Below are 12451 nucleotides of genomic sequence, written 5' to 3' on the forward strand. Positions count from 1 at the left end.
AAGCAGAATTAAGATATTGATAGAGAATATATACAGTTCGTGCATACATTCCATTGCTTTTGTCCTTCTATAACTGCAGTAAAAACATCATATCAAATGTGACAATTTTGTGTCAATGGCAAATATGCTAGTTAAAAAGGACTTCTTTTTGGTCGTCAATTTTTCGGTCAAAGACAAAAACAGATACGGCGATATTTTCTTCAATTTTAATATCAGAAAACAAATGAACAAGCTTAGCCCCGATCAGCTCCTCCATTCCTTCCGGCGTTTTTTTAGAGTAAAGGTCTTGAATCAGGCTTGTCCGGGCCGCATGCACCATTTCTCTTCCCTCAGGCGTGCGGGCGATAAACTGCTCGCTCGCGCTCAGGTTGCCGTAGAGCGTCGACACAGCCATATTATCTACAAATACCGTGTGAATCCGTTCAGGTCCTTTGCCGAACAATTCCTTGCGAAGTTTTCGAATAATATCATTGAACTCATGAATTTTCTTTGACATGCTGATTACCCCTTCCGATTTTGCCTTAAAAAAAGGCCGTTCCCGGTTCCCCTCAGGACATTTCACTTGGTTAAAATTTTCCTGTCATATTGTATTATAATAAATATCACTTTATAATAAAAGCAGTGTTGATGGATTTGTAATAGGATCTTGTTATGAGTCTATCGGTTTATAAAAATCAAGGATTGGTCTGTTAGTAAGACTTGCTAGTGAACTATTCCGCCATGTGTGTTTACACCTTCTGTGAATGAAAGACAGGTGTATCTATACATGGCTTTTTTGACTTCTTGAAAGAAAGATGGAGGGGAATATGAATATGATGGACGATAAGTCGATCAGTGTCCGCGTTGACGGAACAGAAATTCAAGCACGAGCAGGGGCCACAATTTTAGATATTTTAAATGAAAATGGGATTGAGTATCCGCAAATCTGCCACGTCCCAGAGGTTGATCCGATTCAAACATGCGATACATGCATTGTAGAGGCAGACGGCAAGCTGGTTCGTTCATGCTCTACGGTCGCTGAAAACGGAATGTCAATTGATCTTTCGGGAAATCGGGTGAAAGAGGCACAAACCGAAGCAATGGACCGCCTTCTTGAAAATCATTTGCTGTATTGCACGGTTTGCGATAATAACAATGGGAACTGTACACTGCATAATACAGCAGAAATGATGGGAATCGAGCATCAAAAATACCCTTATACGCCAAAAGAAGATCCGTCTTGTGCGGTTGATATGTCTCACCCGTTTTACAGATATGATCCAAACCAATGCATCGCCTGCGGCCAGTGTGTTGAGGTGTGTCAGAACCTTCAAGTCAATGAAACACTCTCTATCGACTGGGAACGCGAACGTCCGCGGGTTATTTGGGATGAAGGAGTTTCAATCAACGAATCTTCTTGTGTCAGCTGCGGCCAATGTGTCACGGTTTGTCCGTGTAATGCACTGATGGAAAAATCAATGCTCGGGCAGGCTGGCTTTATGACAGGCATCAAAGAGGATGTCATGGAGCCTATGATTGACCTCGTGAAAAACGTTGAACCTGGGTACGGCAGCATTTTTGCCATTTCTGAAGTCGAAGCGGCAATGCGTGAAACGAGAACGAAAAAAACCAAAACGGTATGTACGTTCTGCGGCGTCGGCTGTTCCTTTGAAGTATGGACAAAAGGCCGGGATATCTTAAAGATCCAGCCTGTTTCCGACGCTCCGGTTAACGCAATTTCTACATGTGTCAAAGGGAAATTCGGCTGGGATTTCGTTAATTCTGAAGAGCGGATCACAAAGCCTTTAATCCGTAAAAACGGGGCTTTTGTTGAATCATCTTGGGAAGAAGCCCTCGATCTAGTCGCAAGCAGATTAGGTGAAATTAAAGAGACATACGGCAAAGGCTCTGTCGGATTCATTTCTTCTTCTAAAATTACGAATGAAGAAAACTATGTCATCCAAAAATTAGCGCGTCAGGTATTTGAAACAAATAACGTCGATAACTGCTCTCGCTACTGTCAGTCTCCTGCTACAGACGGGTTGTTCCGTACGGTCGGCATGGGCGGTGACGCCGGCACGATTAAAGATATTGCCAAGGCCGGACTCGTCATCATCGTCGGCGCCAATCCGGCTGAAGGACATCCGGTGCTTGCAACACGGGTCAAACGTGCACACAAGCTCCATGGACAAAAATTGATCGTTGCCGACCTGCGGAAAAATGAGATGGCTGAGCGGTCTGATCTGTTCATCAGCCCTAAACAAGGTACAGACCAGGTTTGGCTGATGGCCGTTACGAAATATATGATCGACCAAGGCTGGCATGATCAAGCGTTTATTGATGAGAACGTGAACTACTTTGAAGACTATAAAGAAACACTTAAAACCTATACGCTTGATTATGCAGAACGCATCACAGGCCTCTCAAAAGAAAACATCATTCGAATTGCCGAGATGATTCGTGATGCTGACGGCACTTGTGTTCTTTGGGGAATGGGTGTTACTCAAAATACGGGCGGCTCTGATACGTCAGCAGCGATTTCGAACCTGCTTCTGGCAACAGGCAACTACCGCCGTCCGGGTGCCGGCGCTTATCCACTGCGCGGACACAATAATGTTCAAGGCGCTTGCGACATGGGGACATTGCCAGGCTGGCTTCCGGGATATCAGCATATTACAGATGACGAAGCACGCGCCAAATTTGAAAAGGCTTATGGTGTGGAGATTGAAGGAAAACCAGGTTTAGACAATATTCAAATGCTTCATTCCATTGAAGAAGGCAAGATGAAGGCCATGTACCTTGTTGGTGAAGATATGGCACTGGTTGATTCAAATGCGAACCATGTGCATGATATTTTATCAAGCCTTGATTTCTTCGTGGTTCAGGACATTTTCCTGTCGAGAACGGCTCAATATGCCGATGTCGTCTTGCCTGCCACTCCATCTCTTGAGAAAGATGGAACGTTTACCAATACAGAGCGCCGTGTGCAGCGATTGTATCAAGCGCTTCCGACACTTGGAGACGCGAAACCGGACTGGTGGATTATTCAAGAGGTGGCAAACCGCTTAGGAGCCGGCTGGAACTACAGCCATCCAAGCGACATTTTCTCTGAAATGGCGAGTCTTTCTCCTCTGTTTGGAAAAGCCAGCTATGAGGTGCTTGAAGGCTGGAACACCTTCCTATGGGGCAGCTTCACAGGTGAAAGCACGCCGCTTCTGTATGAAGACGGATTTAATTTCCCAGACAAGAAAGCCCGTTTTGCACTGTCTGATTGGACTGAACCTGCCGCTTTCCCTGAAGAATATGATCTTCACATCAATAACGGCCGGATGCTTGAGCATTTCCATGAAGGAAATATGACAAATAAATCGAAAGGCATTCAATCCAAAGTGCCGAATGTATTCGTCGAAGTATCGCCGGAGCTTGCACAGGAGCGCGGCATTTGTGACGGTTCACTGGTTCGCCTCGTTTCTCCGTTCGGAGCTGTTAAATTAAATGCGCTCATTACTGACCGTGTGCGAAAAAATGAACTCTACCTGCCGATGAACTCGACAGACAAGGATTCAGCGATTAACTTCCTGACAGGGCCTGCGGCTGATAAACGCACGAACACGCCTGCTTACAAACAGACGAAGGTTCGCATGGAGGTGCTTGGAGGCTGCGAAAGCGCACCGCTTCCTAAAACAAATCCTCGTAACAAGAAACGAAATCCGCAAAACGGCGTCGAGGCAGAAAGAAAATGGAACCGTCCGGGTTATGTCCATTTGACTGATTAAATGAAAGGGGGAAATGAAAATGGCCACTCCGATTACAACGATCAAAAAAGAAACAAAAACAGCGGAGCAAATCAAGCTTGAGAAAATCGAGAAGCTGAAGGAGCTGCTGACGGAAAATGAGGATGCCGTCTCGAAAACGATGACGTTAATGAGTGAACTTAATGAGCTTGGCATCTTTGATGCAGCAGCAAGCATGCTGAGGGCGAAAGAAGACATCGCCAAAATCGCGCTTGGCCAGGTATCTCGCGAGCCTGTCACAAACCTCATCAACACGATGATGGCGGCTGGAGGCGCTTTGACAAAGGCTGATCCTGCGTTTACAGGCAAGCTTTTAGAAAGCGTAATGGCGGGAACCGAACAGGCGCAAAGCTTTTTAAAAGAAGACAAGAAAGTCGGCATTCTCGATCTCTTAAAAGCGATGAACGACCCTGATATTAACAGAGCAGTCGGCTTCGGCCTTCAGTTTTTAAAAGGCATGGGAAAAGAGCTGCGGGAAGAATAACAAAAAAACAGTCATCAGTTGATGGCTGTTTTTTATTCGTCGGCTTCTTCCAAGCGCTTCTTATATACAAGTGAACGGTCGGCGCAAAAGAAAGCGCCGGCTAAAAATACGCAATCCGTCATAAACATAACTGATTTCTGGCCTAGCGTTAAGCCCTGATCAGGAAGAACCGCGCCTATATATAAAAAAGTGCTGACTGCAAGCAAGGTAAAAGCGAAATGCTTGTAGTCTTCTTTTAATGATTTCATTCTATTCTTCTTCATAAAAGAATCACCTGCCAGATTCATAGTATACGACTATTATAATATAATCTGGCAGCTTACAGAGAAAGTAAATCTATCCATTTGTTATAAAATGTGAAGAGCCTGCTCGATATCTTCCAGCAAATCCTCTCCATCTTCTATTCCCACAGAGATTCTGATCAAGCCGTCACTAATGCCGAGTTCAAGCCGGCGCTCTCTCGGAATAGAGGCATGTGTCATTCTAGCCGGAACAGAAATTAAGCTTTCTACAGCGCCCAGGCTTTCCGCAATTGTAAACAGCTTAAGTTTACCTAAAAAGGCATCCACTCGCTCTTCACTGCCAATATCAAAGGAGATCATGCCTCCAAAGCCTGATCCTTGAGATTTCGCAAGCTCATGTCCCGGATGGTTTGGAGAACCAGGGTAATATAACGTTTGAACAGCGGGATGCTGCTCAAGAAAGCTTGCGATTTTCCGCGCGTTTTGATCGATTGCTTCCATTCTGAGCCCCAGTGTTTTGATCCCTCTCATTAACAGCCATGAATCCTGAGGGCCGAGCACGCCGCCTGTTGAATTTTGCACAAAATGCAGCTCTTCTCCAAGCTCTTTCGAAGCTGTAATAACTAAACCGCCGACAACATCACTGTGTCCGCCGAGATATTTAGTCGCACTGTGAAGTACGATATCAGCGCCTAAAGTAAGCGGCTGCTGAAAATATGGTGTATTAAAGGTGTTGTCTACGATTAGAAGAACACCCGCTTTTTTCGCAATATCTGCCATCAGTGATAAATCGGTGATTTTGAGAAGCGGATTTGTCGGTGTCTCAATATAAATTGCCTTTGTATTGGGACGAATCGCTTTTTCGACTTCTTCTCTGCTGCTTGTGTCCACAAAAGTTGATTCAATGCCGAGACGGTTAAGCACCTTTGTCATCACTCGATATGTCCCGCCGTACACGTCATCAGTCAAAACCACATGGTCTCCGCTGTTAAACAGCATCATAACAGCTGTAATTGCAGCCATTCCTGAGCTGAACGCATAACCTGCTTCCCCGGCTTCGAGCTCTGTCACAAGCGTTTCCAGTGCAGTTCTTGTCGGGTTGGCCGTTCTTGAATATTCATAGCCGGTATGCTGGCCTGCTTTCGGCTGCTTGTACGTGCTCACTTGATATATCGGAACGGAAACAGCTCCTGTTTTCTCATCACCTGTGATCCCGCCATGTACCATCAATGTTTTTTTCTTCATATCAGATGCCTCCTTCGTATATATGTTTGCTGATATACCGATCACTGCTGTCTGGGAATACTGTGACAATATTTGTTCCGGCAGACGATTTTTTCGCTTCCTCCAATGCCGCATAAAGCGCTGCACCTGAAGAGCTTCCAATCAGCAGGCCCTCTTTTTCAGCCGCTTCTTTAACAAGTCTAAAAGCATTCTCATCTGTTACCGTATATATTGCATCAAAATGGCTTTCATCCATATAGTCAGGGATAAACTCCATGCCGATCCCTTCTGTTTTATGAGCATGAGGCTCTCCGCCGTTTAATATGGAGCCTTCAGGTTCGACAATTACTGTTTTGACTGCGGGATGTTTTTCTTTTAAGAAGGATGCTGTTCCCGCGAATGTGCCTCCTGATCCTGCCCCCGCGACAAATGTATGAATATTGCCGTCAAGCGCTTTCCATATTTCAGGTCCAAGAGTCTTATAGTAAGTCGATGGATTTACTTGGTTTTTAAATTGCAAAACACAATAGGAATTTTCAATTTCCTTCTCCAGCTGTATCGCTTTTTGAATGGCTCCCTGCATTCCGTCTTTACGCGGCGTATGCACGATTGACGCTCCTAGCGCCTGCATAATTTGCTGCTTTTCTTTGCTGAAATGTTCCGGAACACAGAAAATGGCTTTTAAACCATGTTTTCTGGCGTTAAGGGCAAGCCCGATACCTGTATTTCCGGCCGTTGCCTCTATAATGACTCCCCCGGGCTTCACTTTGCCTGAATCCAGGGCGTCACGAATCAGCATATCTCCCAGTCTGTCTTTTATGCTTCCGCCAGGGTTCATCATTTCCAGCTTGGCATATACAGCCACACCTTCAGGAATATCAAAATTCTTCAAGCGGAGAAGCGGTGTATTCCCAATCAGCTCGGTAATGTCCGTAATAACTGTCATATATGTCCTCCTCCTTGATAGAGGTTGTTTTAGGGAAAACGGAGGAGAACACTCCCCCCGTTTTAATGAATTCGTTTGATCACTTTTAACACAAGCTCTGTTGAGTGAACAGCGGCCTGCTCTAAAAATTGGTCAAATGATACATGTGATTCTTTTCCTGCGATATCAGATAATGCTCTGATCACAACAAACGGCGTTTTAAACTGGTGGCACACTTGAGCGACTGCCGCTGCCTCCATTTCAACCGCATACAGATCAGAAAATCTCGCACGCACCTCTTCTACTCGCTTCGGATCATTCATAAAGGAATCGCCTGTTGCGATTGTTCCTTTTGCAACTTGAATGCCGTCAAGCTCAGAAATCGCTTCTTCAGTAATGCTGATCAGCTTTTCATCTGCGGCGTAAGCAGCCGGAAGGCCTGGCACCTGTCCGTATTCATAATCAAAGGCCGTTACATCTACATCATGATGGCGAACGTCAGTAGAAATGACGACGTCTCCCACATTCAGTGTATGATGAAATCCGCCCGCTGAGCCTGTGTTAATCACATAATCAGGCTTGTAGCGATCAAGCAGAAGTGTCGTGCTGATCGCAGCATTCACTTTTCCGATTCCTGATTTTAAAAGAATGACTTCAGTTCCTTCATATTGGCCTGTTGTAAATTCACAGTGCGCGATCGTTTCTGTTTTTGCATTTTCCAGTTTGTTTCTTAGGATGGTTACTTCCTCTTCCATTGCTCCGATGACTGCTAGTTTCATCTATACACATTCCCTTCACTTTACCGTTTGATCGCCTCCATTATCCACACGAAGTCGTTTTGCTGAATGAATCGGACTGCAAAACCTTCAGCTGTAAACATCTCTTTCATCGTTTCCAATGTGGGATAATGCTCTGTCTTTAAATCATTCGCCAGCTGATAAAAGCCCTGAGAACGTGCTTTATCAATGGCTTGATTATACGCTTCCTCGTGTTCAAAGACAGTATCGGCAAACACTATTTTATCATGCATGTGAAGGTATTTGCCATATTGCTTTATTGCGGCTCGTTTTTCTTCGTCAGTCAAATGATGAAAAGCATATGAACTGACAATCGTGTCAGCCTGAAATGGCGGTTCAGGGAATGTCAGGAAGTCTCCGTCAACAATTTCCGCCCTGCCGCGGAGCTTGTCAGATGCTAACTTGCGCATCGCCGGAGACGGCTCGACTCCAAATACAGATTTCCCCGCTTCAAGCAGTTTCGCTGTCAAGTTGCCGGTCCCTGGCCCAAATTCTAATACACGAATCCCTGACCGGCTGACAATGGCATTCAAAATATCATCATAACCTCTGAACGCCTCTTTATACTGAATATCAAAACCTTGAACTGTTTGATCGTAAGTTGCGGCCCAATCCTCAAAAAGAGGGATAAATTCACGTCCCATAGTTGTCACACTCCATATTTTATAATTCCTATAAGCATACTATGAATTAATGATGGAACAGTTCCTATCTTACCATATCTTCTTGAAAGTAGGTACTAAAACACTTTGTGTTTTTTATCCAGTCATATATTGCGCGTACAGTGTAAAAAGGCTTATACTTCATATGACTTGTAAAGGCGGAGGGGTCGAAAAATGAATTTTCAATTGGATCTGATTAAAGACAAAGTAGAATTTTTCGAAGCGGCATCATTGCAGGAGCTTGAAAAGAAGATCAACACACAAATTGAAAACAATAAAGCGATCATGCTGCGTGTGAAATCTGTCTCGCATCAAACTGCTGTGGCAGACGGAAAATTTTTTTACAGCGCCGTTGTTCATTTTGCAGCTGAGGTGTAAAACAAAAGCAGCCGAAAATTCGGCTGCTTTTGTTTATTTTAATTTTTCTACTTTTATCGGCTTCCAGCCTTTTTCATCAACCCATGTAATCGTTACTTGATATTTCTCTCCGCTCGTTTTATCTAAAATCTTACCTTTGGCATCCTGAGGACTGCCGTTATTTCCGAGCCAGAGCACGGTCATGTTATCTGTTGAAACACCGGTTGCATATGATATGGCTTTCAGCATCTCAGCCCAGTCTTGTGAGCTTGAGTCATAAGTGGCGGCATGCTCGCCCTTCTGCTCAGTTCCGACTGCTTTCCAGTCAGGATTTTCATACGTTTTTTCCACATCACTTGATGAGCCGCCTTCTGTGACTTTTGCGTCTTTAAGCGGGTCATCCGAATTTGAGTCTGAGTCTGAATCAGAGTCATCACTTTTAGAAGAATCATCTTTTTTGGAATCTGAATCTGAGTCAGAAGATTTCTCAGAATCCTTTTCGCTGTCAGATGTATCTTTCTTACTGTCTTTTATATCCTCATCGGATTTCTTTTCCGTCTTTCCTGAAGCCGGAGATTCCTGTTTTTGCGCCGTTTCAGAATCCTTGCTGACATCTTTGCTAGAAGGACTGTTAATGAAGAGATTGGCTGCTACTACAACAATTAGAATAGATACGATTGCGATTAAGATGTTAAGCACTAAATTAGCTTTCCTGCGCTTATCACGGTTTTCATAACGAGATTGATTATTGCTCAATAATTCTGCACTCCTTTATCCCTCTTGGCTCAGCATATATTTTACCATGTGCTGAGAAGTTGTTCTATTTCTGATTGATTTCAATTTCGTGTACTTTTTTAACAATATCATAAAACACCGAATTTGTCAGAGCCTTATCCCCCGGCGTATCCATGTGCAATACGACAAGCGCGTATTTCGGCTTATCCGCGGGAAAATACCCGGCAAACCATTTTTCATAAAGCGTTTCTTTATCTTTTGAAAGCTTGCCTGTCTGGGCCGTGCCTGACTTCCCTGCTACAGTATACGAAAGATCCTGAAACCTTCTGCCCGTTCCGAAAGGAGATTCCACCACCCGACGCAGCATTTTTTGAAGCTGCTGTGCCGTATATTTGTCTATTGTTTCTCCTTTAAGCTTCTGATCTTTAAACTTGACGAGCGTTGTGCCGTTTTTGTATTCAATCTGCTCTGCGATTTTCACCTGACGCTTTTCACCGCCGCGGGCGATTGTCGCCATCATATTAGCTACCTCAAGCGGCGTTACCTTTACATTTTTCTGCCCGATCGCTGTTTGCGCAATTGCTTTTTTGACTGATTTGTCTTTTTCATCCCCCCAAATCACGCCGCTTTTTTCATTATAGAATTGGCGGAAATCTGACTCGTGGTACAGTTTTCCTTCCCAGCCTGCCCGATCTGTAAGGGACAGCTTTTCTGACATGTCTTCAATGACGGAATGGTCTTTCTTCATTAATTGTTCGGCAAGACTTGTAAACGTGTAATTGCAGCTTTGCGCGAAACTTTCTTCAAAGGACAGGGTTCCTTTGTCGTCTCCCGGTTCGCCGTACAGGTTTAAATTACAATTAAAGGTTTGGCTCGGCTTTACCGCGTTATGCTCAATCGCAGCTGCCGCAATCACAGTTTTAAAAACGGAGCCGGGATAGATTGGCGTCAACATATAATTTTGAAGCGTGTTTTGTCTGGACACATCGGCATCCGGTTTGCTTACGATGCCCAACACACTGCTCTTTTCGATGTCCAGCAGCACCGCTCCTCCTTTTTTCAGCCCCTGATCATCTAGTATGCCTTCTATCGCTTTTTGAATGCTTTGATCAATCGTTGTTTTGACTTGGAGCGGATAAAATGAGTTGGCCTCAGCTGTATATTTGACGTCCATGCCGAACAAAGGGTTTCCTTTTCCGTCCACATGATACAAAAGCTTCGTGTCCTGTTCCGGAAGCAAAAACTCATCAAATGTCCGTTCTAAACCAGTTGTGCCGATTTTCGTTTTAATCGGCAGGTTTTCCTTTTCAGGATACTTATTGCGGAGAAGCGCTGGATCTTGATTGGTTGTGCCTATCGTATGCGAGGCAAGACTGGGCTTGTCTTCATTCTCCATATATACGCCGTAAATGCCAGGATATTTCAAAGAATTGATTTTTGTGATAGATTCCTTCGAAAGTGTTTTGATTTTCTTTTGATGTAAAATAACTGGTTTTTTCGATTTTGCAAGAGTCTGATGCAAATCATCTTCAGACATGCCGAGAATCTCTGCGACTTTTTTAATCGGCCAGTCCTGCGTTAACAGAAAAGGGAACAAAACAACCGCAGGCTCGCTTGTACCCGTCAGCGCTTGGCCGTTTCGATCTAAAAACGATCCTCTGCCATCAGAAATGAGCACTTCCTCCGTTCGCTGATTAACACTTTCCTGTATTAAATTAATTTTCTTTTTTGAAAATGATTCTGTGAAAAACAACTGGATTTCCGCGAGCCTCAGCAAAAGCAGAAAAAACACGATTAAAAAAGCCAGAACAGCCAGCTTCATTCGTTTCGATAACTTCATAAAAAAACACCTCACCCACATTGTGGACGAGGTGTTTCTTTGCTAAACGGATATTATGAAATTTTCACAATTTTCACGAGCATTTCTCCGCCCGGTGTCTGAACTGTGACTTCATCATCTACTTTTTTGCCAAGCAGGCTTTTAGCGATCGGCGAGTCGTTTGAAATTTTCCCTTCAAACGGATCAGCTTCAGCGCTTCCGACGATTGTATAAGATTCTTCATCACCATCAGGCAGTTCGACGAAAGTGACGGTTTTACCTAAACCGACAACGTTAGAGCCGCCGTCATCTTCAATGATTTTCGCATTGCGGATCATATTCTCAAGAGTCGTTACACGGCCCTCTACGAATGCCTGCTCTTCTTTCGCTGAGTCGTATTCAGAGTTTTCGGAAAGATCCCCGAAACTTCTCGCGATTTTGATGCGCTCTACTACTTCTTTTCGTTTAACCGTTTTCAAATATTCTAATTCTTGTTCAAGTTTTTGTTTTCCTTCTACAGTCATAGGAAAAACTTTCTCTTGTGCCATGTCCCTTCACTCCTTCTGGTTGTCCCTCAACATCTTCGATTATGTATGAGAGCATAAACTAAAATACAAGAATGAGAACACAGGGCAGTCCTCGTTCTTCTCTCCCATATTGGTACTGTTTATCTTAAACTGAATCTTGTGGTTCTGCAAATATTTCGCGTTTATAAACAGGGAAAGAAGGGAATTTACACATCCCCTTCCTGCCTATACATAATATGGTCAGAGTTATTTATGTCTATGCTATGGTATTACAAAATCGCGTTTTGTTCAAGAATGGTTTGAATTTTTGTGACCATCAGATCAATTGCAACGTGATTTTGTCCGCCTTCCGGGATAATAATATCAGCGTATCGCTTTGTCGGCTCAACGAATTGATTGTGCATCGGGCGGACAACAGACACATATTGTTCAATGACAGAATCAATAGAGCGTCCGCGCTCATTAATATCTCTCATAATCCGTCTGATGATGCGCAAGTCTGCGTCTGTGTCAACGTAAAGCTTGATATCCATCAGGTCGCGCAGCCTTTTATCTTCAAGAACAAGAATGCCTTCAAGAATAATCACGTCTTTCGGCTCTACGTGAACCGTTTCTTCTGACCGTGTGTGAAGCTTATAATCGTAAATCGGCTTTTCAATCGGACGGTAATTCAAAAGGTCTTGAATATGCTCGATTAAATAGTCATTATCAAACGCAAGCGGATGATCATAGTTTGTATTCAGCCTTTCTTCAAATGGAAGATGGCTTTGGTCTTTATAATAGAGGTCTTGCTGGATCATTAAAATCGAGTGCCCTTTGAATTGTTCATAAATTGAACGTGTTACACTCGTTTTTCCTGATCCGGAACCTCCTGCGATTCCAATGACTACTGGACTCTTACCCATG

Annotated in this window: 13 protein-coding genes; 3 read left to right on the top strand and 10 right to left on the bottom strand. The window is 43.9% G+C overall.

The genetic code is table 11. The features are described 5' to 3' along the window. Positions 1-127 precede the first annotated feature (127 nt). Positions 128-496 (bottom strand): Na-translocating system protein MpsC family protein, encoded by a 369-nt coding sequence (locus tag AU387_RS08885; RefSeq protein ID WP_024122287.1) that lies wholly within the window; start codon positions 494-496, stop codon positions 128-130. A 316-nt stretch (positions 497-812) separates the two neighbouring features. On the opposite strand from AU387_RS08885, the gene fdhF reads away from it, so the two are divergent. Both fdhF and AU387_RS08895 read left to right on the top strand, forming a co-directional pair. Beyond that, positions 813-3755: a formate dehydrogenase subunit alpha gene (fdhF, locus tag AU387_RS08890; protein ID WP_082687884.1), complete on the top strand. Its 2943-nt coding sequence runs from the start codon at positions 813-815 to the stop codon at positions 3753-3755. Between the two features lie 19 nt (positions 3756-3774). Further along, positions 3775-4257 (top strand): helical membrane plugin domain-containing protein, encoded by a 483-nt coding sequence (locus AU387_RS08895; protein WP_059335495.1) that lies wholly within the window; start codon positions 3775-3777, stop codon positions 4255-4257. A 32-nt stretch (positions 4258-4289) separates the two neighbouring features. Here AU387_RS08895 and AU387_RS08900 read toward each other — a convergent pair whose 3' ends face one another. The 5 genes from AU387_RS08900 to AU387_RS08920 form a co-directional block, all read right to left on the bottom strand. Then, positions 4290-4520 carry a YrhC family protein gene (locus tag AU387_RS08900; RefSeq protein WP_010335091.1) on the bottom strand — a complete coding sequence of 77 codons (231 nt, stop codon included), beginning with the start codon at positions 4518-4520 and terminating at the stop codon, positions 4290-4292. An 84-nt stretch (positions 4521-4604) separates the two neighbouring features. Beyond that, complete coding sequence (locus tag AU387_RS08905) at positions 4605-5744, bottom strand: bifunctional cystathionine gamma-lyase/homocysteine desulfhydrase (RefSeq protein WP_059335496.1); 1140 nt, start codon at positions 5742-5744, stop codon at positions 4605-4607. Between the two features lies 1 nt (position 5745). Then, positions 5746-6669: an O-acetylserine dependent cystathionine beta-synthase gene (locus AU387_RS08910; protein WP_059335497.1), complete on the bottom strand. Its 924-nt coding sequence runs from the start codon at positions 6667-6669 to the stop codon at positions 5746-5748. A 62-nt stretch (positions 6670-6731) separates the two neighbouring features. Beyond that, positions 6732-7427 (bottom strand): 5'-methylthioadenosine/S-adenosylhomocysteine nucleosidase, encoded by a 696-nt coding sequence (mtnN, locus tag AU387_RS08915; protein ID WP_024122292.1) that lies wholly within the window; start codon positions 7425-7427, stop codon positions 6732-6734. Between the two features lie 20 nt (positions 7428-7447). Beyond that, positions 7448-8089, bottom strand: coding sequence for a class I SAM-dependent methyltransferase (locus AU387_RS08920; RefSeq protein WP_044154337.1), 642 nt, complete (start codon positions 8087-8089; stop codon positions 7448-7450). Positions 8090-8281: 192 nt separating this feature from the next. Between AU387_RS08920 and AU387_RS08925 the strand changes: the two genes are divergently transcribed. After that, the gene (locus tag AU387_RS08925) at positions 8282-8485 is read left to right on the top strand and encodes a YrzA family protein (RefSeq protein ID WP_024122294.1); all 204 of its coding nucleotides are present in this window, start codon (positions 8282-8284) and stop codon (positions 8483-8485) included. 33 nt (positions 8486-8518) lie between these two features. On the opposite strand, the gene AU387_RS08930 is transcribed toward AU387_RS08925, so the two are convergent. The 4 genes from AU387_RS08930 to udk form a co-directional block, all read right to left on the bottom strand. Continuing rightward, complete coding sequence (locus AU387_RS08930) at positions 8519-9220, bottom strand: YrrS family protein (protein ID WP_044154335.1); 702 nt, start codon at positions 9218-9220, stop codon at positions 8519-8521. Positions 9221-9284: 64 nt separating this feature from the next. Further along, complete coding sequence (locus tag AU387_RS08935; protein WP_059335498.1) at positions 9285-11039, bottom strand: peptidoglycan D,D-transpeptidase FtsI family protein; 1755 nt, start codon at positions 11037-11039, stop codon at positions 9285-9287. A 53-nt stretch (positions 11040-11092) separates the two neighbouring features. Beyond that, complete coding sequence (gene greA, locus AU387_RS08940) at positions 11093-11566, bottom strand: transcription elongation factor GreA (protein WP_010335099.1); 474 nt, start codon at positions 11564-11566, stop codon at positions 11093-11095. A 248-nt stretch (positions 11567-11814) separates the two neighbouring features. Next, a complete protein-coding gene (udk, locus tag AU387_RS08945; protein ID WP_010335100.1) occupies positions 11815-12450 on the bottom strand; it encodes a uridine kinase in 636 nt (211 codons plus the stop codon). Between the last annotated feature and the right edge of the window lies 1 nt (position 12451).

Origin of the sequence: Bacillus halotolerans, assembly GCF_001517105.1 — a bacterium.
GTDB lineage: Bacteria > Bacillota > Bacilli > Bacillales > Bacillaceae > Bacillus > Bacillus halotolerans.

Coding starts and splice junctions, on each gene's coding strand:
- AU387_RS08885 (WP_024122287.1), bottom strand. CDS start 496: ATGTCAAAGAAAATTCATGAGTTCAATGATATTATTCGAAAACTTCGC.
- fdhF (WP_082687884.1), top strand. CDS start 813: ATGATGGACGATAAGTCGATCAGTGTCCGCGTTGACGGAACAGAAATT.
- AU387_RS08895 (WP_059335495.1), top strand. CDS start 3,775: ATGGCCACTCCGATTACAACGATCAAAAAAGAAACAAAAACAGCGGAG.
- AU387_RS08900 (WP_010335091.1), bottom strand. CDS start 4,520: ATGAAGAAGAATAGAATGAAATCATTAAAAGAAGACTACAAGCATTTC.
- AU387_RS08905 (WP_059335496.1), bottom strand. CDS start 5,744: ATGAAGAAAAAAACATTGATGGTACATGGCGGGATCACAGGTGATGAG.
- AU387_RS08910 (WP_059335497.1), bottom strand. CDS start 6,669: ATGACAGTTATTACGGACATTACCGAGCTGATTGGGAATACACCGCTT.
- mtnN (WP_024122292.1), bottom strand. CDS start 7,427: ATGAAACTAGCAGTCATCGGAGCAATGGAAGAGGAAGTAACCATCCTA.
- AU387_RS08920 (WP_044154337.1), bottom strand. CDS start 8,089: ATGGGACGTGAATTTATCCCTCTTTTTGAGGATTGGGCCGCAACTTAC.
- AU387_RS08925 (WP_024122294.1), top strand. CDS start 8,282: ATGAATTTTCAATTGGATCTGATTAAAGACAAAGTAGAATTTTTCGAA.
- AU387_RS08935 (WP_059335498.1), bottom strand. CDS start 11,039: ATGAAGTTATCGAAACGAATGAAGCTGGCTGTTCTGGCTTTTTTAATC.
- greA (WP_010335099.1), bottom strand. CDS start 11,566: ATGGCACAAGAGAAAGTTTTTCCTATGACTGTAGAAGGAAAACAAAAA.
- udk (WP_010335100.1), bottom strand. CDS start 12,450: ATGGGTAAGAGTCCAGTAGTCATTGGAATCGCAGGAGGTTCCGGATCA.